General features: G+C 66.3%; 20 protein-coding genes. 11 read left to right on the top strand and 9 right to left on the bottom strand.

The genetic code is table 11. The annotated features are described in order from the left end of the window. Positions 1–25 precede the first annotated feature (25 nt). Entirely contained in the window at positions 26–883 is an 858-nt protein-coding gene (locus V9K99_RS23010; RefSeq protein WP_337006246.1) for a GIY-YIG nuclease family protein, read from the top strand. 27 nt (positions 884–910) lie between these two features. Beyond that, on the top strand, positions 911–1,495 hold the full coding sequence (locus V9K99_RS23015; RefSeq protein ID WP_337006248.1) for a SecDF P1 head subdomain-containing protein: 585 nt from the start codon (positions 911–913) through the stop codon (positions 1,493–1,495). Here V9K99_RS23015 and V9K99_RS23020 read toward each other — a convergent pair. The 8 genes from V9K99_RS23020 to V9K99_RS23055 all read right to left on the bottom strand — a co-directional run bounded on the left by V9K99_RS23020 (position 1,485) and on the right by V9K99_RS23055 (position 14,094). Then, a complete protein-coding gene (locus V9K99_RS23020; RefSeq protein WP_337006250.1) occupies positions 1,485–1,823 on the bottom strand; it encodes a hypothetical protein in 339 nt (112 codons plus the stop codon). The two genes, V9K99_RS23015 and V9K99_RS23020, sit on opposite strands and share 11 nt — an antisense overlap. Before the next feature lie 874 nt (positions 1,824–2,697). Then, positions 2,698–2,952 (bottom strand): hypothetical protein, encoded by a 255-nt coding sequence (locus V9K99_RS23025; RefSeq protein WP_337006252.1) that lies wholly within the window; start codon positions 2,950–2,952, stop codon positions 2,698–2,700. 386 nt (positions 2,953–3,338) lie between these two features. Then, positions 3,339–4,019: an SDR family NAD(P)-dependent oxidoreductase gene (locus V9K99_RS23030; protein WP_337006254.1), complete on the bottom strand. Its 681-nt coding sequence runs from the start codon at positions 4,017–4,019 to the stop codon at positions 3,339–3,341. After that, the gene (locus tag V9K99_RS23035) at positions 4,016–5,206 is read right to left on the bottom strand and encodes an MFS transporter (RefSeq protein ID WP_337006255.1); all 1,191 of its coding nucleotides are present in this window, start codon (positions 5,204–5,206) and stop codon (positions 4,016–4,018) included. The genes V9K99_RS23030 and V9K99_RS23035 overlap by 4 nt, the downstream gene beginning before the upstream one ends. 34 nt (positions 5,207–5,240) lie before the next feature. Next, positions 5,241–6,998 carry a DUF5605 domain-containing protein gene (locus tag V9K99_RS23040; RefSeq protein ID WP_337006257.1) on the bottom strand — a complete coding sequence of 586 codons (1,758 nt, stop codon included), beginning with the start codon at positions 6,996–6,998 and terminating at the stop codon, positions 5,241–5,243. Next, positions 6,995–9,070: a beta-galactosidase gene (locus V9K99_RS23045; RefSeq protein WP_337006259.1), complete on the bottom strand. Its 2,076-nt coding sequence runs from the start codon at positions 9,068–9,070 to the stop codon at positions 6,995–6,997. Before V9K99_RS23045 ends, V9K99_RS23040 begins: the two co-directional genes overlap by 4 nt. A gap of 30 nt (positions 9,071–9,100) precedes the next feature. Next, entirely contained in the window at positions 9,101–11,500 is a 2,400-nt protein-coding gene (locus V9K99_RS23050) for a glycoside hydrolase family 3 N-terminal domain-containing protein (RefSeq protein WP_337006261.1), read from the bottom strand. A gap of 8 nt (positions 11,501–11,508) precedes the next feature. Continuing rightward, positions 11,509–14,094 (bottom strand): family 78 glycoside hydrolase catalytic domain, encoded by a 2,586-nt coding sequence (locus V9K99_RS23055; protein ID WP_337006263.1) that lies wholly within the window; start codon positions 14,092–14,094, stop codon positions 11,509–11,511. Positions 14,095–14,215: 121 nt separating this feature from the next. On the opposite strand from V9K99_RS23055, the gene V9K99_RS23060 reads away from it, so the two are divergent. The 7 genes from V9K99_RS23060 to V9K99_RS23090 all read left to right on the top strand — a co-directional run bounded on the left by V9K99_RS23060 (position 14,216) and on the right by V9K99_RS23090 (position 23,253). Then, a complete protein-coding gene (locus V9K99_RS23060; RefSeq protein ID WP_337006265.1) occupies positions 14,216–15,277 on the top strand; it encodes a LacI family DNA-binding transcriptional regulator in 1,062 nt (353 codons plus the stop codon). A 195-nt stretch (positions 15,278–15,472) separates the two neighbouring features. Continuing rightward, on the top strand, positions 15,473–16,417 hold the full coding sequence (locus V9K99_RS23065) for a carbohydrate ABC transporter permease (protein ID WP_337006267.1): 945 nt from the start codon (positions 15,473–15,475) through the stop codon (positions 16,415–16,417). Next, a complete protein-coding gene (locus V9K99_RS23070) occupies positions 16,414–17,238 on the top strand; it encodes a carbohydrate ABC transporter permease (RefSeq protein WP_337006268.1) in 825 nt (274 codons plus the stop codon). Before V9K99_RS23065 ends, V9K99_RS23070 begins: the two co-directional genes overlap by 4 nt. A 31-nt stretch (positions 17,239–17,269) precedes the next feature. Next, complete coding sequence (locus tag V9K99_RS23075) at positions 17,270–18,553, top strand: ABC transporter substrate-binding protein (protein WP_337006269.1); 1,284 nt, start codon at positions 17,270–17,272, stop codon at positions 18,551–18,553. A gap of 26 nt (positions 18,554–18,579) precedes the next feature. Next, the gene (locus tag V9K99_RS23080) at positions 18,580–20,625 is read left to right on the top strand and encodes a PKD domain-containing protein (protein ID WP_337006270.1); all 2,046 of its coding nucleotides are present in this window, start codon (positions 18,580–18,582) and stop codon (positions 20,623–20,625) included. A 14-nt stretch (positions 20,626–20,639) separates the two neighbouring features. Further along, the gene (locus V9K99_RS23085) at positions 20,640–21,767 is read left to right on the top strand and encodes a serine hydrolase domain-containing protein (protein ID WP_337006271.1); all 1,128 of its coding nucleotides are present in this window, start codon (positions 20,640–20,642) and stop codon (positions 21,765–21,767) included. A gap of 439 nt (positions 21,768–22,206) precedes the next feature. Continuing rightward, on the top strand, positions 22,207–23,253 hold the full coding sequence (locus V9K99_RS23090) for a zinc-dependent alcohol dehydrogenase (RefSeq protein ID WP_337006273.1): 1,047 nt from the start codon (positions 22,207–22,209) through the stop codon (positions 23,251–23,253). 401 nt (positions 23,254–23,654) lie between these two features. On the opposite strand, the gene V9K99_RS23095 is transcribed toward V9K99_RS23090, so the two are convergent. Beyond that, positions 23,655–24,062 carry a RidA family protein gene (locus tag V9K99_RS23095; protein ID WP_337006275.1) on the bottom strand — a complete coding sequence of 136 codons (408 nt, stop codon included), beginning with the start codon at positions 24,060–24,062 and terminating at the stop codon, positions 23,655–23,657. A gap of 141 nt (positions 24,063–24,203) precedes the next feature. Between V9K99_RS23095 and V9K99_RS23100 the strand changes: the two genes are divergently transcribed. Next, positions 24,204–24,584, top strand: coding sequence for a winged helix-turn-helix transcriptional regulator (locus tag V9K99_RS23100; RefSeq protein WP_337006277.1), 381 nt, complete (start codon positions 24,204–24,206; stop codon positions 24,582–24,584). A gap of 269 nt (positions 24,585–24,853) precedes the next feature. Then, positions 24,854–25,537, top strand: coding sequence for a TetR/AcrR family transcriptional regulator (locus V9K99_RS23105; RefSeq protein WP_337006278.1), 684 nt, complete (start codon positions 24,854–24,856; stop codon positions 25,535–25,537). The last annotated feature ends 64 nt before the right edge of the window (positions 25,538–25,601 follow it).

Consider the following 25,601-nt stretch of genomic DNA (forward strand, 5'->3'; position numbering starts at 1 on the left):
ACGCGGGCTTCCGATGGGGCCCGGGGTGTACCGGTTTCGGGATGAGACCGGGAAGGTGCTGTACGTCGGGCGCGCGGTGAACCTGCGGCGTCGAGTGCAGTCGTACTGGACGCATCTCGGCGATCGGCCGCGATTGCGCCGGATGGTGGAGCGGATCGACCGAGTCGAAGCCGTGTGGTGCGACTCCGAACACGAGGCGGCGTGGCTGGAACGCAACCTGCTGGAGCACTCCAAGCCGCGCTGGAACCGCACCAAGGGCGGTCAGGAAGTCGTCGGCTACATCGTGTTCGACGACGAGCCCCGGCGGCCCGGCTTGCGCTTCGCGCACCTGGCGACCGGGACCGCGCAGCACTTCGGCCCCTATCTCGGCGGTCTGCGGATCCGGCTGGCGATCTCCGCACTCCACCGGGTGCTGCCGTTGACCTACACCGGTACGGCGAACGGCTCGGTGCGCGAGTTCGCCGAACTGTTCGGGATCGGCCCGGCCGACCGCGAATCGCTGGCGCGTACGGCGATCGCCGTACTGGAACGTGATCCGGCGGCGGTGACCGCGCTGCGGGCCGAGCTGGAACGTCGCCGCGATCGGGCGGCCGGCGAGCTACGGTTCGAGTTCGCGGCGAAACTGCAGGAGGAGATCGAGGCGTTCGACTGGATCGTCGCCGAGCAGAAGGTGTCCTGGCTGGATCCGCGCGACGCGGACGTCTACGGCTGGGCCGACGGCGTACTCGTCCAGTTCAAGATCCGCGCCGGCCGGATGTGCACGTGGACCCAACGCGCGGTCTCCGAGGCGGTCGCCCGTGATCGGGTGGCAGCGACTCCGGTTCTTTGGCAGCCGTTCGCCCAACGCAACGCCGAACTCGCGGCGCGACTGCTGCATGGGTGACTTCCTCGCCACATAGCATCTGCTGTCATGGCGCAGCTGAGTCCACCACCACAACGCAGCAACCGCGGTCCACTGGTGTTGGTCGGCGCACTGGTCCTGGTATTGATCGCAGTGCTCGCTGTCGGCGGGGTGTTGTTGGTCAAGCGCCTCAACAGGCCCGATCCGGAGGCAGCCGCGCCGGCCGCCAAACCGGCGGGGCCGGACTCGGTGGAGTTCCGCCGGGTGCTCAAGGCCGAAGCGGGTGGATGTGCGAGCGCGTCGCCGGCCGCATCGAGCCCGACCGTTTGTGGCTTGGACGGCTACAACTACGTCCTCGGCAAGATCGAACTCGACGGCAGCCACGTGACCGACGTGAAGGCCGCCCAAGCACCTGACGAACCCCGCTGGCTGGTCAACCTGACCTTGGACGAAGAGGGCGCCAAGCTCTTCGCGACCCTCACCGCCGACCTGGCCACCCAACAACAACCGCTCAACCAACTCGCAATCGTCGTCCGCGGCCAAGTCGTGTCCGCCCCCGCCGTCCAATCCCCCATCCCCGGCGGCAAACTCCAAATAGCCGGCACCTTCACCCAACAATCCGCCGAAGCCCTAGCCAACCAAATCACCGGCTAGCCCGGCGGCCCGACCAGGCGAGCTCTGGCACGGCGGCGGGGTCGAGGGAGTGGCCGGCGGTGACTGCTTCGTCGTACGCGTTGTCGCCGTGGGCTGTTCGTGCTGCCTGCTGGGCTGCGTCGCGCACGCTCTGGTCGGGAAGGTAGTACGCGTACACGTCGGCGCCGACGGTCTCGCGCAGCCCGGTCGCAGCGCCGAGCAGAGTCGCGACGCGGAGGTGGTTGTCCTCCTTGGATTCGATGACTGCCAAGGTCTCGACGAAGTAGGCGAGATTGGCCAGATCACGCGTCTCGCGGGAGAGGGCGATGCCTTCGTCGCTGGCGGGCAATTTGGTAGTCGGCCAGCGCGAGGGCGGCCTGGGAAAGGTTGTACAGGGCAACGTACGTCGCCAACCGGTCCCCCGCCCTCGAGCAAATGTGCTGACCGCTATCGACGACTGGCTGGGCAGGAGGACCGGTGAGCCCGAGGGCTGTCTCGCGTCCAGTGTCGACGACCAAGCCGCCGAAGTTTCCAGCAATAAGGCGAGCGCAACAACCTACGGCCCCGAAAGTTGTCCTGGCCGGGGTTGCGGTTACGCCACCTTGAGGTTTTGGTACGCCCGCCCATGCCTGCTAGACCTCGGCTGACTGAGGGAGCGCCTGGCGGCGGTACCCCCACACCTGGGCAGCTTGGCCGCGAGCGAGGGCCGCGCGGCTCTCACCCCCCGAGAGTCGCAGATGCCCCGATCGGCCCGAATGGCTGTCTGGGGCCGCCAGGCGGGCTCCTGATCCCCTGGCGGGCGCTGGCAGGGTGCTGATGATGTTGGCTCTGACCTGGAGATGCCGTCCGACGACCAATCTGATGCGTAGCCGTGTCGGCAACGTCTATCGCGCCGCGGTGCTGTTCGGGCGAAAGCTGCCGCCATCCGCGTCGCCCTGGCTGCGGGCCGGGGGTCCCTTGTAAGTCTCGACTGATGTACAGGCGGCCGGTGGATAGTTGTCACAGGCAACCTAATTCATCGACGAGGCGGACGCGGTCTGTCGGATCGGCAGGTTGCCGCGGACCGACGAGGTGACGACGAAGAAGGTGCTCGAGCAACCACTTCGCTGGATGCTGCCGGTGGTTCGTGCCCAGCTGGAATCGATAGCCGGCCGATCCATCGGCTCGTCTGGTTGATCGGCCACCGAGGCGCTGACGGCCTGGCGATCGAGTCGGCGGGACGTTCAGTGTTCGTGGACGTGGTCGCCGTGTTGGTAGTGGCGGTGGCCGTCGTGCACGTGGTCCACGTGGTCACCGTGCAGGACGGTCTCGCACCCGTCGTCGGGGGTGTGGGTCATGTCGTGGGCGGTGTGGATCTTCGCCTCGGGGTGGCGCTCGTCGCCGTGTAGGTGGTCGAGGTGGTCCTCGTGTTCGACTGTCTGGCATCCGTCGCCGGGCAGGTGCTCGTGGTCCGTTGCCTCGGTGTGCGTCGTACTCATGTCAGCTCCCTCCGTCGCGGTTCCGATTCCTCTACCCTGCGCCTGATCGACAGGGAACGGCAAGGCGTCAGGTTTCCCGGCTGGACGAGAGGCGGGATTGGGCGCCGGCCAGGGCGAGCTCGAGGATGAAGCGGTAGGTGCGGTCGTCGGTCTCGGTAATGTCGGCCCCAGGTGGTGAGCATGGCGGCCATCGCGGCGAGGCCAGGGGTGTCGGGTCGGTTCTGGTGGGCGAGGAAGACGTCGCGGGCGGCGAGGCGTTCGTCGAGGTGGTCCCTACGGTCGTCCTCGAGTTGGACGTGCAGGAACGCCGTACCGACGAGGAGGGTCGTCGGCGACGCGCAGGGCACGGGCGGCCCAACTTCGACCGCACATCGGCTGACGGTCTTTCAGTATGTCGCGCGGCCGCCGCTGATGTCGTAGACGGCTCCGGTGGAGAAGCTGAGGCGGTCCGAGGAGAGGAAGGCGACCAGTTCGGCGACCTCCTCGGGGCGGCCTACGCGTTGCATGGGGATCAGGCTGGTGATGCGGGCGAGGACGTCCGGGTCGGTGTCGTCGTTCATTGGGGTGGCAATGACCGCAGGAGCGATGACATTGACCAGGACGCCCGTAGTGGCGAGTTCCTTGCCCACGGACTTGGTGAGCCCGATGACCGCGGCCTTGGACGCGGAGTAGATCGACAAGTTGGGGTTGCCGTCCTTCCCGGCCATGCTGGCGAAGTTCACGACCCTGCCCCAGCCCCGTTGGCGCATCCCAGGGACGAAGGTCCTCATGGTGTTGACTGTGCCGATCACGTTGACGTCAAGTACTCGTCTCCACTCGTCGGCGGTGGTATCCACCAGCGGCTTGTTGGGGCCGACGATGCCGGCGGAGTTGATGAGCACATCAACGGCTCCGATCTGATCGGCCACCCGGGCCAGGACGTTCTCGTCAGTGACATCGGCGCACACATCGGCCCCGTGTAAGTCCAAGGTGACGACCTCGAGGCCGTCGGCGCGCAGCCGCTGTGCGGTCGCCGCACCGAGCCCGCTGGCCGCTCCGGTCACGAGCGCTGTCTTGGTGTTGCTCATGAGATCTCCTCTCGCACGGTGGAGGAACGGCTGCGGCGTTGCAACAGCGGCCACCGCTCACAAATCAGGGCTGCGAGGGTAGTGCTGACGCAGGCCGCGATGATCGGTGCGCGAGCACCGTAGGCCGTCACCAGCAGCCCACTGCTCGCGGTACCGAGGGCGTTTCCTGCCGCGAAGCCACCGCTCATCCAGCCGAACGCCTCGGTCGCGGACTCGGCTGGCGTCTTCGCCGACAGGCGTTCGAGTAGCCGGGACATCGCTGGGGCGACGGTGCATCCCCAGCAGAACAGCAGAGCTGTCAGTACTCCGGGGTTAGGAGCGACGATGAGGGCGGCCAATCCGATCGCGACGAACAGCATCAGGTGGCGCAGCTGGGCGCGATGGCGGTTGCGCATTCCATAGACCACACCGCCGACGAGGGAGCCGAGGCTCCCGGCCGCCACGACGAGGCCCGAGCGCGATGTTGCGCGTTCTCCGCTGACCATTGCCACGACGCCGATGACCTCGCTGCTGAACGCGAATACGAGCAGAGTTCCTGCGATCAGCACCCGTGGGACACCCGGCGAGCGGAGCGCGCCGCGGCCCGCGACCCTGCTGCCCGGCAGCCGGCCTGCGTCCACGTTGGCATCACGAACGTAACCGAGCGTCCCCAGGAGCACGAGTACGGCGCAGGCGCCGACGGCTAGCCGTGGTCCGCCGATGACGGCGCACAGGGCCGCGGTCGGTGGCCCCAGGACGAAGATCAGTTCTTGCAGAGTTGATTCGAGCGCGAAGATCGTCTGGCGCCGGTCGGGCCCGGCAAGCGCCGGCAGGGCCGCGCGCACGGTGGCTGTCATCGGCGGCGTGAAGAGCCCTGCGAGCAGAGAGAGCGCAACGAGCAGGATCGGATGCGGCGGTACCAGCGCCATCGCGCTCATCGTCAGCGAGTAGAGGACTGCCGTGACGGCGAGCACTCGGCGGCGTCCTCGGGCGTCGGCCATTCGGCTGAGGAGTGGGCCGGCTACGAACGTGCCCGCGACTCCGGCTGCCGACACGGCGCTGAACACGGCGTAGGTCGAGTGCTCGGTGGTGAGCATGAGGAGCGCGAAACCGGCCATGCCTTGGTTGAGGCGGCCGACGATCGACGTGGCAAGCTGCCAGCGAATGGATGGGATCCCTAGGACCTCGCGGAAGGCGCCTACCGGCATGGCTGGCTCCGACGACTGGCCGCAGGCATCTTGTTCACTCCTCGAGCGCTTGCAGGCGAATGGCGACGTACGGGCGTCCGGGAAGCGGTAGCGTGAACGTTCCTTCGTAGGTGTCGGGGAGTTGGGTGATGGTCATGTTCCAGGTGTCGATGACATCGGCCCGATAACGCGTCCCAGGACGTAATGAGACCGTCCGCCGGCGGGGCTGCATGTGGCCGAAGTAGATGAGGTAGTAACGGTCTTCGACACCGCCCATGAGGAGGTCGAAGTCGCCCGGGAGCGGGTCGATGCCGTCGACGTCGATCGGGAGTTCGTCGAGGACCTTCCGCAGGACTCCTAGGCGGGCGTGGCTTTCGCCCTTGAGCACCCCACCTTTCGCCCACCACAGAACGTCGTCGTCGGCGAGGAAGCACTCGCCGTGCGTGACGTAGCCACCCCGGACTACTCCCTCCCAGCAGCGCCGGACGAGCTCCTGCGGGGTGAGATTGCCCCAGCCCCATTCGATGTCGCCCTCGTAGCCGCATTCGTCGATCAGCACCGGCTTGCGCCAGCGGGAGCGCCATTCGGTGATCTCGGCCGGAGAGTCCTGGATGCTGGCGTGGGTCACCCAGGACACGCTGTTGTCCCAGAGTTCGACCCAGTTGTGGACGCTGATCGGATGCCCGTGCGGATCGTTCTCCCGGATCAGGGTGGCGAAGCGATGCCAGTCCGCGGTGTCTTTGGCCCACATCAGGTCGTACTCGTTCGCCAGCGACCACCAGACGTTCGGATAGGCACCGAGCCGAGCAACGAGGTACCGCAGATAGTGCTCGTCCGCAGCGGCACCCATGTCTGAGAACCCCCAACGATCGTAGGGGTGGAGGAGGATGACATCGGCTTGGATGCCCAACTCGGCAAGCTGCGCGATGCGCTGCTCCAGATGGCGGAAGTACGCGTGGTTGGGGCGCAGGAAGTCCCAGCCGTCATCCGGCGAGCCGGCAAAGGGGTACTGCGGCGGCTCGCCGGTGCTGTACACGAACGACTTCGGGAACACACACATCCGGAGCTTGTTGAACGGACTTGACGCGAGGGTCCGAAGGGTCTGTTCCTCGAGTGCGTCACCCTGCTGCGTCCACGCGTAGGCGGTGGTGCCGATCGGGAGATAGCGGGTTCCATCGGCGTGACGGAAGTGGAAGCCGTGGATTCGGACCGGTCCGTGGTCTTCGCCGGCGGCCGGCCCACAGTGGACGTCTCCGACGACCCCATCCAGCGAGCGAGCGTTGCTGGAGGTTCGGAACGTCCAGGTACCTTCCTCGTCGGGCATGAATCGGATGCGGTAGACGCCGTCGCCGTCGTAGAAGCCCTGGGCCGTGAGGTTGCGCTCACCGAGGCGGAAATCTGCCGAGAGGATGACGTCGGTATAGGGGTTGCCGTGTGCGGGCCCGTGGAGTTCTACTTCGAAGGTTCGCCAGCGAGTGGAGTGCGTGCGCTTGATCAGGGCGGCACTGCCTCTGGGCACATCCGAGGACTCGTAGTCGGGGGATGGCGGCAGCGGTGCATCGGTCTGGGCCGCTGGGATGTGTGTTGTTGCCTCGACCGCGGCCAGCTCGGAGTAGAGGGCTTCGCGGGTCGCCGGGTCGGTGCGTATGTCTGGCACAAAGCCGGTGACCTGCTCGAGGGTGCCGCGCATGCACTGGACACGCATGAGTTCGCTCTGCAGGCCAGGCAAGTACCTCCTGACGATGGCCGCGGCCTGCTCGTTACGGAGTACCTCGCCCACGACTGATGAAGGGCCGTATGCCATCGTGATCATTTCTCCAAGAGGACGCGGACGTCCCAGGGACCTAGCTGCACCTGGGTGCCGGATTCGTAGTCGGTGTCATCGAGAACATCGTGTACGGCGACGGGCACTGTGGCCGTGATCTTCTGCCAGCTCCAGTTGTGCAGGAACCGGACCCGTCGGCCGTCCTGGGCCGTGGCGCCAGTGGAGGTGACGCTTGTCGGCAGGCTCTTCCATGGTCCGGCGTCTGGCACCAGCCATCGGAACAGGGCAGCGCTCAGGGCAAGGTTGGGGACAGTGCCGACGTAGGTGATCTGGCCCTTGCCGTAGCTCTTGGTGGTAAGGGCTGCGAACTGCCCGAAGTGAGCGTGGCTGTAGCCGGCGAGTACGTCGGCGCCGTTGGCGTACAGCCCGTCCGCCCAGTGGGTGCCGGCAGCGCCTTCGGGTACTGCGAGCTGTGATCCGTCCGCTGCCTGCACCGCCAACTCGGCATCGAGATTGCTGAACTCGTCGTACCAGGCGCCTGCCGCTTCGGCGAGACGGGCTGGCTGAGTGTCGCGGCGGGCCCGGACCTCGGGGTCGGCATAGCACGACCGCGGCCCCAGAATCAGGTGGCCGCCGGCCTCGGCATAGCCGGCCAGCCAGTCCAAAGTGGCGTCGTCACTCACGTACAGCGCGGCGGCCACAAGAACCGGGTGTCTCTCGGCGACTTCAGCCGGATCCTTGGCGACGGCCTGCGCGGCATGCAGGATCCGCGTCTGAAGGCGCGCGTCGAACGCGCCCTGGTAGAACGCGTCGAAGATGGTCTCGTACGAGCGCCGATCCGGTCCGCCTGCGGGCGAGCCGAGCGGCGGCTGGGCGGCCAAGGCCCATTCGCTCGGCTGCGAGTACAGCATCGCGACATCGGCGTCCGGCACCAGATCCCCGACCAGATCGCCTGCTCTGTCCAGTTCAGCCCCGATACGAGCAAGCTCCCGATAGGTGCGGCCGGGACGGCCGCTGTGTGGCAGAACGCCGTACCAGTGAGTCTCGGCGCCGAACGCCAGCGTCCGCCAGTGCCAGTACTCGATCATCGACGCGCCCCGGGCGACGAGCGCCCAGGCTGCCTGGCGCAGCTGTCCGTCGTAGCCGGGTTGACTGGCCCACGAAGGGCCGATCCCCTGGGCATTGGTTTCCGTGACGAAGAAGGGCGCTTGGCGGGAAGAGTAAATTCGGTCGGCCGCTCGGTAAAGGGCCCAGGTGTCCTTGCTGTGCCAGCGCTGTCTCTGCTCCGGCGGCGCGGGCAGAAGCAGATCGTCTTGCATCCCGTAGTACAAGTTCCCAGCGGTGACGTCGAGGGCCCGGGTCAGCTCCTCGTCAGCCAAGGCTGGTCTGCCGTAGGCGATGCAGGTCGTGACGAACTGTCCGGGCCGGGCATACTCGCGGACGATCTCGGCCTGCCAAGCGATGAACTCGGTGACCAGGTCGGCCTGAAACTGCCGCCAGGCTTGCTCGTACTGTGGTTGGGCGTTGCCGTCGGGTGTCCACAGGTCCGCCCAGTCCGAGAGGCGATGCGACCAGAAGACCAGACCCCATTCCTCGTTCAGCCTTTGTACGTCGCCGTACTGCTGACGCAACCGATTCACGAAGCGCTGGAAGACGCCCCGGTTGTGCAGCAGGTGCAGGCCCGGCTCATTGTCGACCTGGTAGCCGATGACCGCCGGGTGACCTGCGTAGCGCTCGACCACCCTGCGGATGATGCGCTCGGCGTGGAACCGGAAAGCGGGGTGAGTGAAGTCCATCTCCTGCCGGGCGCCCCAACTCATGCGCTGCCCAGTCGACTCCTCGCCGGCGATCTCCGGATAGAGGCGGGCCAGCCAGGGCGGAGCGGCGTAGGTGGGTGTGCCGAGGATGACACCGATGCCCCGCGCGTGCGCACCGTCTAGTGTCGGCTGCAGCCAGTCCAGATTGAATTGGCCGTCTTGCGGCTCCCAGGTGGACCAGACGGACTCACCGACCCTGATGACCGAGAAGCGTGCCTCGGCCATCAGGTCCAGATCGGTCTTCAGCAGCTCGCCGGGTTGGTACTCGGGGTAGTAGGCAGCGCCGAAGAGAACTCGCGACACAGAGGTTTCCTTTCGTGGGTGGCGCCGCACTCAGGCGGGCGAGATCGTCGCCTCGGACAGGAAGGAGCGCTGCGCACTGGTCAGTACGCGCGGCTCCCCGACCAGCTGGAAGTGACCTTCGAGGCGCCGGTCGTCGGAGTCGAATCCGATGAAGTACTCGACGTTCGCGGTCTCGACTGCGAAGTCGCGGGACCGGTTCGTACAGCCGAGCTGCGTCGCCGCGACCTTGAAGGTGATGCGCCGGGACTCGCCTGGAGCCAGCACGACTCTGCAGAAGCCGGCGAGCTGCTGTGCGGGACGGGTGACACCGATCGTTTCGACGCGAAGGTAAAGCTGCACGACAACGGCGCCACCGACAGCACCGGTGTTGATCACGGACACGCCGATCCGGGCGACGCCATCGGTGTCGATCTCCGCATCGCCGGACAGGCCGTCAAGATCGAAGTCGGTGTAGCTGAGGCCGTGCGCGAACGGGTACAGGGGAGTGGCTTCCAGGTCGAGGTAGTGCTGGGGAACGCTCGGGGGTAGTGGGTTGCGGTAGCCGGTGCCCGCGTGCTGGTGGTGGTAGACCGGGACCTGCCCGGTGTGGCGTGGGATGCTGTACGGAAGCTTGCCGCTGGGATTGACAGCGCCGAAGAGGACGTTCGCGATCGCCTTCGGCCCGAAGGGACCGCCGTACGGCGCCATCACGATCGCGGAGGCGTTCCTGACGACGTCGGGCAACGCGTAGGCGCGCCCTTGGACGAGTACGACGACAAGAGGTTTGCCGGCCGCGGCGACCGCCTCGGCGAGGCGGGTTTGGGCTGCGGGTAGCGAAATGTCCGCGGAGTCGCTGGCCTCACCCTCGGTGCGCTCGCCGTTGAACCAGAGGCTCGCACCCCCGAGCGCAAGGATGACGACGTCGGCATCGCTCGCGATGTCGACGGCTCGGCCCACGGCGTCCGGGCTCAACGGCTGCGTGAACGTCGAAGCATGTTCGATCTGTACGGAAGAAGCGAACTCGGCGATTTCGTCCGACAGCGTGCGAGCTCCGTAGCGGTCGCGCGCGAGCTTCTCCGGATCGACCGGTGCCAGCAAGGCCTCGTACCACGAGGCGATGATCTCCTCGGCGCCGAGCATGTTGCCGAGGTCCCCACGGGACATCGCGTTGACCGCCTCGCGCCACGCCGGGTACGTGTACGTCGCGAACTGCCGTAGAGCTGTGTCGGCGTGCGGGCCGATCACCGCAACCTTCAGGGATCCGCGGGTCAGCGGGAGAATTCCGTCGTTCTTCGCGAGCACGATTGATCGCTCGGCCAGCTGTTCGGAGAGGTCCTTGCCCTCGGCCGCAACCGCGGCGATGTCGATGTCTTCGGCGGGGTAGGGATTCTCGAAGAGTCCGAGCTCGAACTTGGCCTTCAGGACACGATGGACGCAGGCATCGACGTACCGAACGTCTGCGAGGCCGCGTTGTACTTCCTCGATCAGCGGTGTGCCGTAGGCGTACGGCTTGGGCAGCTCGACATCGAGGCCGGCGGCGATCGCGAGGCGGGCTGCCTCTCCGGGGGTCGAGGCGACCCGTTGGCGTTCGACGACCTGGTCCAGGGTCGTGTAGTCCGAGGATACGAAGCCGTCGAAGCCCAGGGTTCCGCGAAGCAGGTCGGTGAGGACCTCTCGGGAAACGCCGACGGGCATGTCGTCGACGGTGGCGTACGAGTTCATCACCGACTTCAGGCCGGCGAGCTGGATCGCTGCTTCGAAGGGGTAGGCGAACAGGTCGCGGGTCCGGCGCGGGCCGGCGTCGTACGCGGAGGTGTTCACGCCGCCGGCCGGAAGGCCGTAGCCGAGGAAGTGCTTGCCGGTGGCAATGACACCCTGGGTGAGATCGTCACCCTGCAGACCACGGGTGTAGGCCACGCTGAACGCGGCGCACAGGTACGGGTCTTCACCGTAGGTCTCGTGGACACGCCCCCAGCGAGGATCCAAGGCGATGTCCATGACTGGCGACAGGGCGTGCGACATGCCGGTCCGACGCATCTGCCGCCGGATCAGATCGGCCATCTGCTCGATGAGTCCAGGACTCCAGGTTGCGGCCAGGCCGGTGCCGGTCGGGAACGACATGTGGCCGCCGGCAAGGAGGCCGTTGAGTGCCTCCGCGTGGAAAAGTGCCGGGATGCCGAGCCTGGTCCGGGTCACGAACCGACGCTGGATCGTGCCGACCAGGTCGGCCAGGCGGGCTGGGTCGTCGACAATCAGTTGCGCGACATGCCCGGGAGGGTTCTGGAGCGACGCAGCGGTCGAATCCGCGTCGGAGCCGTCTGGCCTAACCAGGGTCCAGGGCATCACCGAGGTGAGCTGATGGCATTTCTCCTCGAGTGTCATCTCCCGCAGCAGCAGGTTGGCTCGGACGTCGGCGGACAGGCCTGCGTCGCGGTACTGCGCATTCGGCATTGCGGACCTCATTCTGTAAGGGACGGTGCGAGTGCGCGGGGTTCGTCGAGGGGCGCGACGACGTCCCAGCTGTGGTCGCCGTGTCCGACGAGCTGGGGGTTGGTTCCGCCGGGCAGGTGCACCCGTGCTGTGCTTCCGACCGGGACACGGATCTCGAGGTGGAAGATCCCGTCCGCGAGCCGCCACGCGACGCCGGCCTCGCCGTACGGCGTGAGATGCCGAGCCGACGCCGAGGTGAGAGCTGGTGACAGATGCGGCTGTACGACGATCTCGTGGTAGCCCGGCGCGGCCGGAGCGAGCCCGGCGATCCGGCGGTGCAACCAATCAGCAACGGCGCCGAGGGCGTAGTGATTGAATGAGGTCATCTCGCCGGGGTTGATGCTGCCGTCAGGGAGCATGCTGTCCCAGCGCTCCCAGATCGTCGTGGCCCCCATCGTCACCGGGTAGAGCCACGATGGGCATTCGGTTTGCAACAACAACCGATAGGCAACGTCCGCGTGGCCAGTCGAGGTCAGCGCATCGGCGACGACTGGCGTCCCCACGAAGCCGGTGCTGATCCGGTACCCGCTTTCCCGGACGAGTTGTGCCAGCCGCCGGCCTGCTTCAACCCGTTGGACCTCCCGTGGCAGCAGAGTCCACTCGATCGCCAAGGCGTAAACAGTCTGCGCATCGGACAGGATCCGTCCGGCAGGCGTGACATAGGCACGGGCGAACGCCTCCCGGACTTCGGTCGCCAGCGCCGCATAGCGCTCGGCCTCGTCGAGGCGGTGCAGTATTCGAGCGGCCTCGGCGACGATCTCGGCCGAGCGTGCCAGATGCGCGGTGGCGATCACGTCGGGGTCGGCCTTCGCGTCCCCCGGAGCGTCTGGGGGCGCAGTCGGGTCGAGCCAGTCGCCGAACTGGAATCCGCCGGACCACAGCCGGTCGGGGCCGGCGAGGCTGGTCATCTTGTCCACCCACGCACGCATGCTCGGGAGTTGACGTTCCAGCATCCCGCGGTCTCCGGTGCGCTGATACAGCACCCAGGGGACAATTGTTGCCGCGTCACCCCAAGCGGCCGCAGCAGGGGAGTGGTCGAGCAGTACGTCTGGCACCACGAAGGGCAAAGAGCCGTCGCTCTGCTGCTCGGTGCTCAGATCGGCCAGCCACGAGCTGAGGAACCCGGCGGTGTCGAACAGAAAGGTCGCGGTAGGTGCGAAGACCTGGAGGTCGCCGGTCCAGCCGAGCCGTTCGTCGCGTTGGGGGCAGTCGGTCGGTACGTCCACGAAGTTGCCGCGCATGCTCCACACGACGTTGTCGTGGAACCGGTTGAGCAATTCGTGCGACGAGGTGAACCAGCCGGTGCGGCGAAGGTCCGAGCCGATCACGACCGCTTCGACGTCCGCTGGGTCCACGTCCGCTACGCCGGTGATCTCGGCGTAGCGGAAGCCGTGGAAGGTGAGCTCGGGTTCGAGCGTCTCCTCGCCGTCGCCTGCGACCAGGTAGGTGTCCTTGGCTTCGGCGGTTCGTAGCGGGCGGGTTCCGAGCTCGTCGTCCTCGAGGACTTCCGCGTGCCTGACCGTCACCTCGTTACCCGGCGCAAGCCCGCGGACCCGTAGCCGGACCCATCCGACCACGTTCTGACCGAAATCCACCAGTCTGCGGCCCGAAGGTGAGGTCCATAATCGCTGAGCCGGCCGGACCTCCGTGACCCTGATGGGAGGACCGTCGGGCGCCACCAGCCGGGTCAGGTCGCCGTCGATCAGCTCGACGCCGCCCGCGGCCGGCCGCCGTTCACCGTCGCGTCGGCGTAAGTCAGTGCGCTGGCCGTCGTACAGGTCGTCGGCCAGGATCTCGCTCTCGCGCGCGGTCCACGATCCGTCCGTGGCCAGGACGTGCACTTGCCCGTCCGTGGTGGTGATCTCGAGCTGCGCCAGCAGGGCGAGCCGGTCACCGTACAGTGCCCGCTCTCCCTTGAATCCAAGGCGGCCGCGGTACCACCCGTTGCCCAGCAGGAACTCGAGCGTGTTCTCGCCGCCGTGAACCAGGTCGGTCACGTCGTACGTCTGATACCGCAGCCGGGTCCGGTACGACGTCCAGCCGGGCGCGAGGACCTGGGTGCCGACCCGCCTGCCATTGAGGGTGGCGACGTAGACGCCGTGCGCGGTGGTGTAGAGGCGCGCGCTGCGGATGTTCCCGGGGATCGTGATCGAGCCACTCAGTATCGGCGCCGGCATGTGCAACGCGCCGACGCCGACAGGGCTGATGAACGTGGCAGTCCAGTCGGCGACCTCGAGCAACCCTGCTTCGGCGATCGCCGGCTCGCTCCACTCGCTCCAACTCCCCTCGTGTGCAACGCGGACCCGCACGGTTGCGGCCTCGCGAGAAGCGAGCGGCCTCGCCGGCCAGGACACGAGGATCTGGTGAGGGCTGTCGACTCGGTGCCGCTCGGTGATCCCGTCGCGGGTCAGTTCGATCTCGTACGACGTCTGCTCGTATGCGGGCTCCGCCGTCGGGATCGACCACGAGAGCCGAGGTCTGTCTGTTCCCAGGCCGAGCACCGGGCCGGTGTGATGTTCGAACCGGGGCGGTTCGGGTGCCGCAGCCATGGCCATGTCAGGACTCCACATCTCACGAGTTGTGTGCAACGTTCTACACAAGGATCTCGGCAGAAGTCAACGGTCCGGCGGCTTGATGAGTGCAACGATATACAGCACCTTCGGTAGACTTCTGACCATGCGAAGAGGCTCGGCCCGCAGGGCCACGATCCAGGATGTTGCCCAGGCGGCCGGAGTGTCGCCCTCGGCGGTGTCCAAGGTATTGCGTGCGGCCTATGGCGTGAGTCCCGAGATGCGGGCAAGGGTCAACGATGCGATCGAGCAGCTGGGCTACCGGCCGCACACCGGCGCACGGGCGATGCGCGGCCGGTCCTTCACCATCGGCGTCATGCTCACCGAGCTGTCGTCACCGTTCCAGCCCGAGGTCGTCGACGGCATCAGTGCCGAACTGGACTCGAGTCCTTTCCAGGCGATCCTGACCGTCGGAGGTGCCCTGGCTGAGGGCCAGAAGCGCGGCATCGAGGCGCTCGTGGACCGGCAGGTGGACGGACTCGTCCTGATTGCTCCGTTCGTCAGTCAGTCCTGGCTGGAGAAGCTCACGGCGAGCGTCCCAACCGTGGTGGTCGCGCGCCATGGCGGCGGCGACAACTATGACAGCGTCGTCGACGACGACTACGAAGGCGCTCGCCTTATGGTCGATCACCTCGCCGCTCTCGGGCACCGGCGGATCGTGCACCTCACTCATCCTTCGGGCGGTCTGAAGCGGCCTTTCGTGCTGTCGCAGACTGCGCGCTGCGACGGTTATGTGAAAGCCATGGAACGAAACGGGCTCGAGCCCGACGTCATCGAGACCCATTGGTCGGAGGATGGCGGCTACCGCGCCGCCGTCGAAGCATTGGGCAGGTCCACGAGGCCAACGGCCATCTTCGGCGGCGCGGACATCGCGGCCCTGGGAGCCCTGCGGGCGGCCGAAGAGCTCGGGTACCGGGTTCCGGAGGACCTGAGCATCGTCGGCTACGACAACATCTACGTGTCGACGATCGGCCGTATCTCGCTCACGACGGTGGACCAGTCCGGACACCTCACCGGGGCGACGAGCGCGAGGCTTCTCCTGGAGCGGATCGCCGGCCGGACCAGGCCTGTGCATTACGTCGTCGCACCGCGCCTGCTGCCACGCAGCACGAGCGCGGCTGCTGCGGCAGATACTGCAACTCGCCGGCGATCCACGAGCCCCAGGTAGTTTCGCCCGGTCCCACTCCCGCCGCTCTCGGTGTTGCAGAACCGTTACAACGGCGAACCTCGACGAGCTCTTGACTCGTTTCAATCGTGTTCGTAACGTCCGGGCGTAGAACGTTGCACACAATCCGACTCCATGGGCGCCATCCATCGTTGGTGTAGAACGTTGCACACCATCGGCGCCGCAAAAGAGGTGGCAATGACGACGCTTGAGACGACGCAGTCGATCGGGAGTCCTTCCAGCCCGCCGCGCGCGCCTGGCTCACAACGGCGGATGCGCTCCGTCGGACGCAACCTGTGGTGGTTCGTCCTCCCGGCGGTCCTCCTGTACGTCGTCGTGGTCGTCTCGCCGACGGCCCAGGGCGCCTACATGTCGCTGACGAACTGGTCGGCATACTCGCTGGACCGTCGCTTCGTCGGTCTGGACAACTTCGTCAGGATCTTTCAGGGAGACGCGGGCACGGCGGCGCTGCGGACGCTGTTCATCGCGCTCGTCGCGGTCGTCGCCCAGAATGTGCTGGGCCTGCTGCTCGCGCTCCTGCTGAACGGTCGGATCGCGGGCCGGAACGTCCTTCGGAGCATCATCTTCGCGCCCATGCTGGTGTCTCCGCTCGTCTGCGGCTACCTGTTCAAGTACATCTTCGGATCGCCGGACATCGGCGCGATCAACAGCATTCTGAAGGCTGCGGGGCTGGACCAGGTGGACTTTCTGGCGCGGCCGGGCCTGGCTCTGTGGGTGATCGTTTTCGTCGTGGTCTGGCAGTTCACCGGATCGACGATGGTCATCTATCTGGCCGGGCTGCAGAACATCCCACCCGAGCAACTGGAGGCGGCCGCTCTCGACGGCGCCGGCACGTGGCAACGGTTCTGGTACGTGATCCGCCCACTGCTCGCGCCGGCCATCACCATCAACCTCATGCTCGGACTCATCAGCGGGTTGAAGCTGTTCGACCAGATCTTCGCCATCACCGCCGGCGGTCCGGCCGGCAAGACCGAGACGATCTCGACTCTGATTTATCAGCTGTTCTCGCAGTTCGGGTTCTACGGCCGGTCGGCGGCATTGGCCGTCGTACTCACCATCGGTGTGGCAGTGCTGTCGCTCATCCAGTTCGCCGCTCTGCGCCGGCAGGAGAGGAAAGCATGATTTCGTCGCGAACCGGAAGTGTCGCCCGGCACGGGCTCTCATATGGCACGACCGTGCTGTTCCTGCTGCCGATCTACGTCCTGGTCAACCTGGCGATCCGTCCGGTCGACGACGTGTCGCCGGCGTACCTGCCCACCTCACGAGCGACGACCGGCAACTTCGTCACGGCCTGGACCCAGTCCTCGCTGGGCAGCGCGATGGTCACGAGCATCATCGTGACGACCTTGTCGTGTCTGGCGATCCTGGTGTTCTCGACGATGGCGGCGTACCCACTGGCCAGGTCGACGGCTGGGCTTTCGACGGCGACGTTCTACTTCTTCCTGATCGGTTTGCTGCTGCCTTTTCAGGTCGCGCTCCTGCCGCTGTACCTGACGATGCGGGATCTGCACCTGCTCGGAACCGTCTGGTCGTTGGTGCTCTGCTACGCCGGAGTGCAGATGCCGTTTTCGATCTTCCTGGTGGCGACCTTCCTTCGATCGAGCGTGGCCACCGAGTTCGAGGAGGCTGCGCGGATCGACGGGTGTGGTGATGTCCAGGCTTTCGTCCATGTCGTCGTGCCGTTGCTCCGGCCGGTTCTCGGGACGCTGGTCATTCTCAACGGCGTCGGCATCTGGAACGACTTCTTTACGCCGTTGCTCTACCTCGCGGGAAGCAATCGGAACACCTTGCCGGTCGCGATCTACCAGTTCGTGGGCCTGTACTCGACCAGCTGGGCCCTCATCTTCGCGGCCCTGATCATCTCGATGATTCCGATCCTGGTGATCTTCCTCGCCTTCCAGCGCTACGTGATCCGTGGCTTCGCCGGCGGCCTGAAGGGCTAAGACCGTAATGACAAAGACATTGGAGACAGCGATGAAGATTCGGACCGGACGCGGAGTCGCGGCAACCATGCTGATCGGAGCGCTGGTACTCAGCGGGTGCTCGAATGGAGGGACCGCGGCGGCTCCGGCGGCGAACGGCACCGTCGGCGGCACACTGACAGGCGTGTTCGACGCAGCCTACAAGCAGGCCCTCGACCCTGCGGCGCAGGCGTTTCAGGAGGAGCACCCGGGTGTAAAGGTCGAGATCAACTACGCCGGAGGCGACGTCGCTGGTCTGATCTCGACGCAACTCCAGGCGGGGACCGCTCCGGACCTGCTGCTGACATTCCCCGGCGGCAGCCCGGGCAACGGCGGCAACGTCAACGTCGTCACCATGGCCTCGCAGAACCGGTTGCTCGACCTGTCCGACTCGTCGTGGGCGTCCGCTGTACCCAAGAAATGGAGCCCTGACGTGACCTATCAGGGCAAGACGTACGCGTATCCAGGAGCGGTGCAGGGGCTGGGCGCCGTCTACAACCAGACAAAGCTGGACCAACTCAAGCTGAGTATCCCGCAGACCATGACCGAGGTGCTGGATCTCTGCGCGGCCGCGAAGCGTGCCGGTATCTACGCCTACGCTCAGGGTCTCGGGGATGTGTCCGCGGGCCCGCAGATGCTGTCGTTCGCTCAGACCGGCACGCTCGTGTACGGGCCGAACCCAGAGTTCACCCAGCAGCAGCTCGATAGCAAGGCAACCTTCCAGGACTCCGCGTGGAAGCAGCAGTTCGACTTGTACAAGAAGATGCACGACGCGGGGTGCTTCGGTGACGGCGCGCTGGGCCGGACCCGGCAGCAGGGCGGCGATGCCGTCGCCGCCGGACGTGCGCTCGGCGTCGTCGACGTCGGCGCGGTCATGGGCACCCTGCAGAAGACTGCACCACGATCGAAGTTCGCTCTGGCCGCGATGCCGGCGACCGACAACCCGGCCGACACCTACATGCCGGCCTTGCCCGGCTACACGCTCGCCGTGAACGCCAAGGCGAAGAATCCGGCGACCGCGAAGGCATTCCTGGAGTTCCTCGCTCAGCCGGACAACATCAACCACTACGCCGCGGAGTTCGGCTCGGTGCCCGCGATTCCCAACGACCAGTTCAAGCCGCCGGCTGAGCTCTACCAGTTCGAGAAACTGGTTGCGTCGGGCAAATTCTCGACCCTTCCGACCTGGCCGAACCCCGTAGTACAGACGACGCTCAACAAGGTGGTGCAGTCGATGCTGCTTGGCGACGACAGTCCCGAGAGCGCACTGAAGAAGATGCAGGACGCACTGGCCGGATAGCCCACCGACCTATCGGGAGCACCCTGATGAAGATCACTTCTGCCCGCTGCCGGCCACTTCACGTTGTCGCCTCCGTGCTGACCGCTGCCGTCGTTCTGGTCGCCTCGAGCACGAGCGCCACGGCGACCGAACCCGCGACCGAGTGCGCGCCGAGCGAGGCCGGTGGCCCCTTCTGGATCACAGCCGATTGCGTCGATCCGCTGTACAACCGCCCAGTCATCGACTCCGAGCAGGACGTGAACACCCCCGTGCCGCACCGCAAGGTGTCCGGGCACTTCGAAGGAACGAAGTACAAGTTCAACTTCTACTATCCGCCGCAGAACCGGTGGCAAGGACGGTTCTTCCACAAGGTCTACCCGCTGGCCTTGTTCCAGGATGAGACCGCGACTGACGAGACCATCGCCTTCGGTGTGGACAGCGGCGCCTACACGGTGCAGACCAACGGCGACGGCGGCTACCGCGTCGATGCCGCAGCCGCCAAGTTCGCCAAGACCGTCGCGGCCCGGTATTACGGGGATCCCGACCGGCGGATCCACGGATACATCTACGGCGGCAGCGGCGGCTCGTTCCAGACCATCGGCGCGATCGAGAACAGCGTGGGCGTGTGGGAGGGCGCCGTACCGTTCATCCCTGGAGTGCCGACCTCGATCCCGAACAACTTCTTCGTCCGCGCCTTCGCCCGACTGGTATTGAAGGACAGCGCGCCGCAGATTGCCAACGCGGTACGTCCGGGCGGCAGCGGCGATCCCTTCGCCGGCCTCAACCCCACAGAGCGGGACGTGCTGCGGGAGGTGACGAAGATGGGCGTGCCGCTGCGGGCGTGGGACGACTACTCGTATCTCCTCGGTCTGCAGACGACCGATGGTCTGCTCGGTTTCGGCTCTGTGATCCGCGGTACAGACGCGACGTACGTGGACGACTTCTGGAGCAAACCGGGTTACCTCGGCGCCGAGCAGTCGCCCCTGGGCGGACTGGTCCGCGCGGCGAAGGTGGACCACATGGCCGTGATCACTCAAGTCAACCGGGATGCGACTGGCAAGCCGGTGAGCTTGGTCCTCGACAGCGCACCATCGTCGATCGAGGCGGGCTCTGACTTCACGCTGTACGACGGATCCACCAAGATCGGATCGCTGTCTGGCTCACTGGACGCCAAGGTCTTCACCATCGGCAGTGGCAACCCGGCGAACGTGCTGGACGCCGTTGCCGTCGGCAAGAGGCTGCGCATCGACAACCGATGGGCCGTCGCACTCACGTCGTACCACCGGCACCAGGTGCCGAAGCGACCGGGCTACTCCGCGTGGGATCAATTCCGAGCACCGGATGGAACGCCGATCCACCCGCAGCGGCCGGTCGAGATCGGCCCAATGATCACTTCAGGCGTCACCGGCGGTGGCCGCTACACCGGCCAGATCACCGGGAAGGTGATCGTGGTCGCGAACCTGCTCGACGTCGACGCCTACCCGTGGCACGCCGATTGGTACGCCCAACGGGTGAAAGAGGCTCTGGGCAACCGCTTCGCCGACACCTTCCGCGTCTGGTACAACGACAACGCCGACCACGGCGAGGGCGCCGTCAGCGGTCATCGGGCCACGCGGATCGTCGCGTACACCGGCATCCTGCAGCAGGCGGTTCGCGATGTCAGCGCCTGGGTCGAGCACGGCATCGCGCCGCCAGGATCGACGCAGTACGACGCGGTGAACGGCCAGATCGGCGTCCCAGCTCGGGCGGTCGAGCGTCGTGGGATCCAGCCCGTGGTCGACCTCACCGTCAATGGCCGCGACCGCATCGACGTGCTCGCCGGCCACCCGGTCACCTTCCGGGCTCGGATCCAGGTGCCGCCCGCGACCGGCAAAGTCGTGGCGACCGAGTGGGACTTCTTCGGTACAGGCACCTTCACTCCCATGAGACTCGGCATACCAAAGCCGACCGTGGAGGTGAGGACCAGCTTTACCTACACCAAGCCAGGTACCTACTTCCCGGCGCTGCGTGTCGCCTCGCAACGCGAGGGCCATCCCACCACTGCGTTCGGGCGGGCGCAGAACCTGGGTCGTATCCGCGTGGTCGTCCACTGAAGGGGATGGGCGCGATGAGCGATCCGGTAGTAGCACCCGGTTTTGGCGCGGTAGCCGATGCGTTCTTCCGAACGATTCCGGACGATGACAGCAGTGGCGCGGCCATGTCGGTCTGGATTGACGGGGTGCCGGTCATCGAGCTGTGGGGCGGAGTGGCCGATGCACGTACCGGACGGCCTTTCGGTTTCGACACGCTGTCGGTGATCTTCTCGTGCACCAAGGGCCTCGCGTCCGTGCTCATAGCCATGCTCATCGAACGCGGCACGATTCCATCGCTCGAGAGTCCCGTCGTCAACCTCTGGCCGGAGTTCGGTGCCTATGGCAAAGAAGTGGTGACGATCGGTGATGCGCTGGCGCATCGAGCGGGCCTGTCGGCCCCGCGCCGCGAGCTGAGCCTCGAGGACGCATTGGACGACCTGACGGTGGCTGACGTCCTAGCCGAACAGATGCCGCTATGGCCGCCGGGCGAGCACCACCAGTACCACACTGTCACGCATGGTGCGATCACGAGCAAGTTGGTCCGGCTTGCTGCCGGGCAGTCGATCAGCGGTTGCTTCGACGTTTACATCGCAGGCCCTCTCCAGGCGGCGGCCTGGATCGGCCTTCCGGAGTCGGAAGAACATCGGGTCAGCCGGCTGGTCGAAGACCCATCACCGCCGGAGGCCCTGACAGGCGACCCTGAATCGATCTATTGGTCCGAGCGCGCCGGAAACTTTCTAGGCGGGATCACACCGCAGTCGTTCAACAGCCGGCCACTTCACGCCGCGGAGCTGGCCGCGGTGAGCGGTATCGCGTCCGCCAGCGGGTTGGCAAAGATCTGGTCGGCGACCGTCACGCCGACCGACGGCGTGCGGCTGATCAGTGATGACATGGTCAAGGCGCTTCGGGAGCCGCGCAGTGTGGGTGTACCACGCTTCGTGACCGGACCGCCGCCGTACCAGGCCTGGGGCGCCGGCGTCATGATTCCGTCCGATTGGCAGCCGTACCTATCGCCGACCTCCTTTGGACACGATGGCGCCGGCGGTCAGGTGGCCTTCGCCGACTCCGACGCGAAACTCGGCTTCGCCTATCTGACCAATGAGATGGGCGACTGGTCCCGCGGGATTTCAGTGATCGAAGCCCTGGCCCGTGCGATGACCTGATCGGCTGATGCGCACATCTTGTTCTGACGGTTGCTGACTTGGAGGCGACGATCGCGTTCTAACGGAATGCTGTCGGGACGCGTTCCTGAGGCGACGCAGACCTCTCGTACTCGTCTCCATCACGCTCGCCGGACCTGCCCCACCTGGCAGTACTGGCACGTCCGGAGGGACGCTCTACATCGGACCGACACGACGGCCCAACCGTCCGTGGAAAGGGAGATCAGCTGTCCACAGGATTGGGGATGTCGTGTCCGCCCTGCAGGGAGATTTGGCAGGTCCGCTGTCACTTGATGGACGACCTGTGTGCGGGTGGTCGAGATACACCCATCCGATCATCGAAGAGTGGGAAGCCCTGAGTGCAAGCGAAGGAGAGAATGCAGAACATGAAGCTCATGCGGTTAGGCAAGCCCGGTGCCGAGTGGCTCGTTGTAACCCGACCATGAGAGGGCTGGTCCTGGTCGGCCCTGGGAAGGCCCAGGTGGACGAGCTGCCTGATCCGGTGCCGGGCCCAGGTGAGGTCGTAGTCGACGTCGCCCGCGTCGGGATCTGCGGAACCGATGTCGAGCTCTTCACCGGCGACATGGAGTATCTGAGGCTCGGATACTCCAGCTACCCGATGGTGCTCGGCCACGAGTGGTGCGGCACAGTCTCGGCGGTCGGTCACGGCGTCGACGGCACCTGGCTTGGCCGCCGGGTCACCGGCGACACCATGCTGGGGTGTGGGCGCTGCCGCCGATGTCGGGCCGGTCGGAACCACGTCTGCGACGATCGCTCCGAGATCGGCATCCGAGGAGAGTTCCCCGGCGCACTCGCCGAACGGCTGCGGGTTCCGTGCCGAGCGCTGCTCCCGTTACCGGACGGCGTCGACGACACTGCCGGCGCGATGGTCGAGCCGGGAGGCAATGCGCTACGCGCCTTCCAGGCCGCGGAGGTGGACAGCGGTGAGCGCCTTCTCGTCGTAGGCACCGGCACCATTGGACTCATGGTCGCCGCCTTCGCCGTCGCAGCGGGGGTGCGCGTGCACCTCGCGGGCGTACCAGGACCTTCGCTGGAGTTCGCTCGGGGCAGCGCGCTCGGTGGCTGCTCCACCCTGGACGACCTGCCTGACGAGCCGTTCGACGCCATCGTCGACGCCTCCAACGGCGCGGTGGTCCCGGCTACGGCTATACACCTTGTCGAGCCCGGGCGTCGCGTAGTCCTCATCGGGCTCTCGGTCACGCCGAGCACCGTCGACACGCGGGAGATCGCGCTCAAGGACATCACCGTCGTCGGGATCCTCGGGGCATCCGCCGGAATTGTAGGCACCATCGATGCCTACCGCGACGGGCGGGTCGACCCGGCGCCGTGCGTCGCCGGTGTCGTCCCATTAGACCGTGCGGGTGATGTGCTGTCCGGCTGGCGCCCCGACAACGCGACCGGCGGACCGAAACTCCACATCGACCCACGCACCCTGACCTCATCGTGCCGCGACCCTTCGAGCCGATGAAGAAAGGAGGCTCGCTGAACGCTGCACTCACTTCTGGCGCCGCCTTCCGGCCCACGGAAGCGGTCAAGGTGCGAGGCTGGTATCCGTAAGATTGGGCAGTCGTCAGTGTGCTCCTACTGAATCGACGGACGGAGACCTCGAGGCCACATGCGCCGCGGACCTCGCACATGGTCGCCCCGGGACGAACTGAGTCCATCGATGTCGGTCCGATCCTGTGAGCAGTTCCAGGAGTCCGGGACTGTGCTCTTCTGGGTTCATGCCTGTCCGGCGAGACTGGTCCACATCACGACGGTAAGCCGCGGGTTGGTCGGCGCACCCGTCGGGCACGTTCCAGCCTTATCCCTGACGGTCAGCAGCCTCCCGCTTATCAGCCTCCAGCCGAAGCGAGCGAAGGTGTCGGTTCAGTCGAGGATCGCGGTGGCTTCGATCTCGACCAGGTGGTCGGGGACGTCGAGTGCCGCAACGCCTATCAGCGTGGTCGGTGGGGCCGGGGTGACTCCCAGCTTCGCGGCTGCCCGCGAGATCCCTTCCAGGAGCGCAGGCATCTTGTCGGGATTCCAGTCGACGACGTAGAACGTCAGTTTCGCGACGTCGTCGAAGGAGCCACCGACCTCGGCCAGGGCGGTGGCGACGTTGAGGTAAGACTGCTCGACCTGGGCAGCGAGGTCGCCTTCGCCGATCGTGACCCCTTCGGCATCCCATGCGACCTGCCCGGCGATGAAGACCAGCTTCGACCCGGATGCGATCGACACCTGCCGGTAGACGTCGATCTTGGGTAATCCGCTGGGGTTCACAAAGGTGATGGCCATACTGCGTATCTCCTCGTCCTGAGCGCCGCGGGCTCGGGTCCGCCCGACCAACACGCTCGTACTCTCTTGTGGTTACTGAGAAACCGTAGGAGAGTGGCGGGTGAAATGGAAGAACGCACTTTTCAGTGACTGGAGAACCTTATGGTGACCAAGCAGTTCACCGGCTCGCCCGAGGATGCGGACTTGGCGCGTGCGGACTCCTTGGCGCGGGAGATCTTCTCGGACGTCGCCAACAAGTGGGCATTCCTCATCGTCGAGGGTCTCGGTGATCGCACCCTGCGATTCAGCGAGCTTCGGAAAGAGATCGAGGGCATCAGCCACAAGATGCTCACCCAGAACCTGCGCATGCTGGAGCGCAACGGCCTGCTCGAGCGCACCGTGTACCCCACCGTCCCACCGCGGGTCGAATACACCCTCACCGAGCCGGGCCAGGCTCTGCGCGCGACAGTTGACGGAATGTGCGGCTGGACCCGCCGGTACCTAGGTCACATCGAGGCCGCCCGCCGAAGCTTCAACGCCTGACCTCCGCGGCCAACAGATGCTCAATGCGCGAGCCAGCCGAAGCGCTCAATCACCTGTGCTGCCGACCGAGCTCAACAACAGGTACTGAGTCGAGATGACAATGCTCGTCGCCGCCTGGCGCAGTTTGCAACCCAGGTAACCGCAGACCGTGACTGTGCGGGCAATCTCGGGCGGTTGCTGACCCGTCGCCCGAACGCAGCCGTCAGCACGCACATCCGGATCGAGTCGGGCAGTTGTGCCTGGACTGAACGCGCGTTTAGTCTTTGAACATGCGTTCAACCGAGGCTCGTGGTGGCTCGTCGGCCGGTGCCGGCGGGCAGTCGACGGTTGAGCGGATCCGGGATGCCGCGATCCTGCGGTACGGCCGGGACGGGTTCGCGGCCGGATTGCGGGCGGTGGCGGCGGATGCGGGCGTGACCGCGGGGCTGGTGGTGCACCACTTCGGGTCGAAGGAAGGGCTGCGCCGGGCCTGCGATGCGCATGTGCTGGGCGTGATCCGGGCCGAGAAGCTGAAGGCGACGACCGGCAGTCCGGCGGGGATGATCGCGCAGCTGGCGGAGGTGGAGGAGTACGCCCCGATAGCGATGTACGCGTTGCGCAGTCTGCAGGCCGGTGGTGAGCTCGCGACGGAGTTCATGGAGCAGATGTGTCGTGATGCGGAGGAGTATCTGGCCGCCGGGGTGGAGAGCGGCCTGATCCGGCCGAGCCGGGATCCGGCTGGTCGGGCGCGGTACCTGACCTACCAGGGGATGGGCTCGCTGATGTTGTGGATATCGGTGCACCCGGGTTTCGGCGAGGTCGACGACTTCCGCACGGAGTTGCGGCAGATCTCGGACGCGATCACCTTGCCTGCGCTCGAGTTGTTCACCGACGGGTTGTTCGTCGACCGGAAGATGCTCGACGAGTACCTGATGTACGTCTGCGATCCGCCGGTCGGCGAAGCGAAGCCGTAGGCCGATCCAGCCCTGCCGCAGCGCAGGCGCAACCAGACGACATCCACGCCGGGACATCCCGGAA

The organism is Kribbella sp. CCNWLW201 (genome assembly GCF_037203805.1).
Taxonomy (GTDB): Bacteria; Actinomycetota; Actinomycetes; order Propionibacteriales; family Kribbellaceae; genus Kribbella.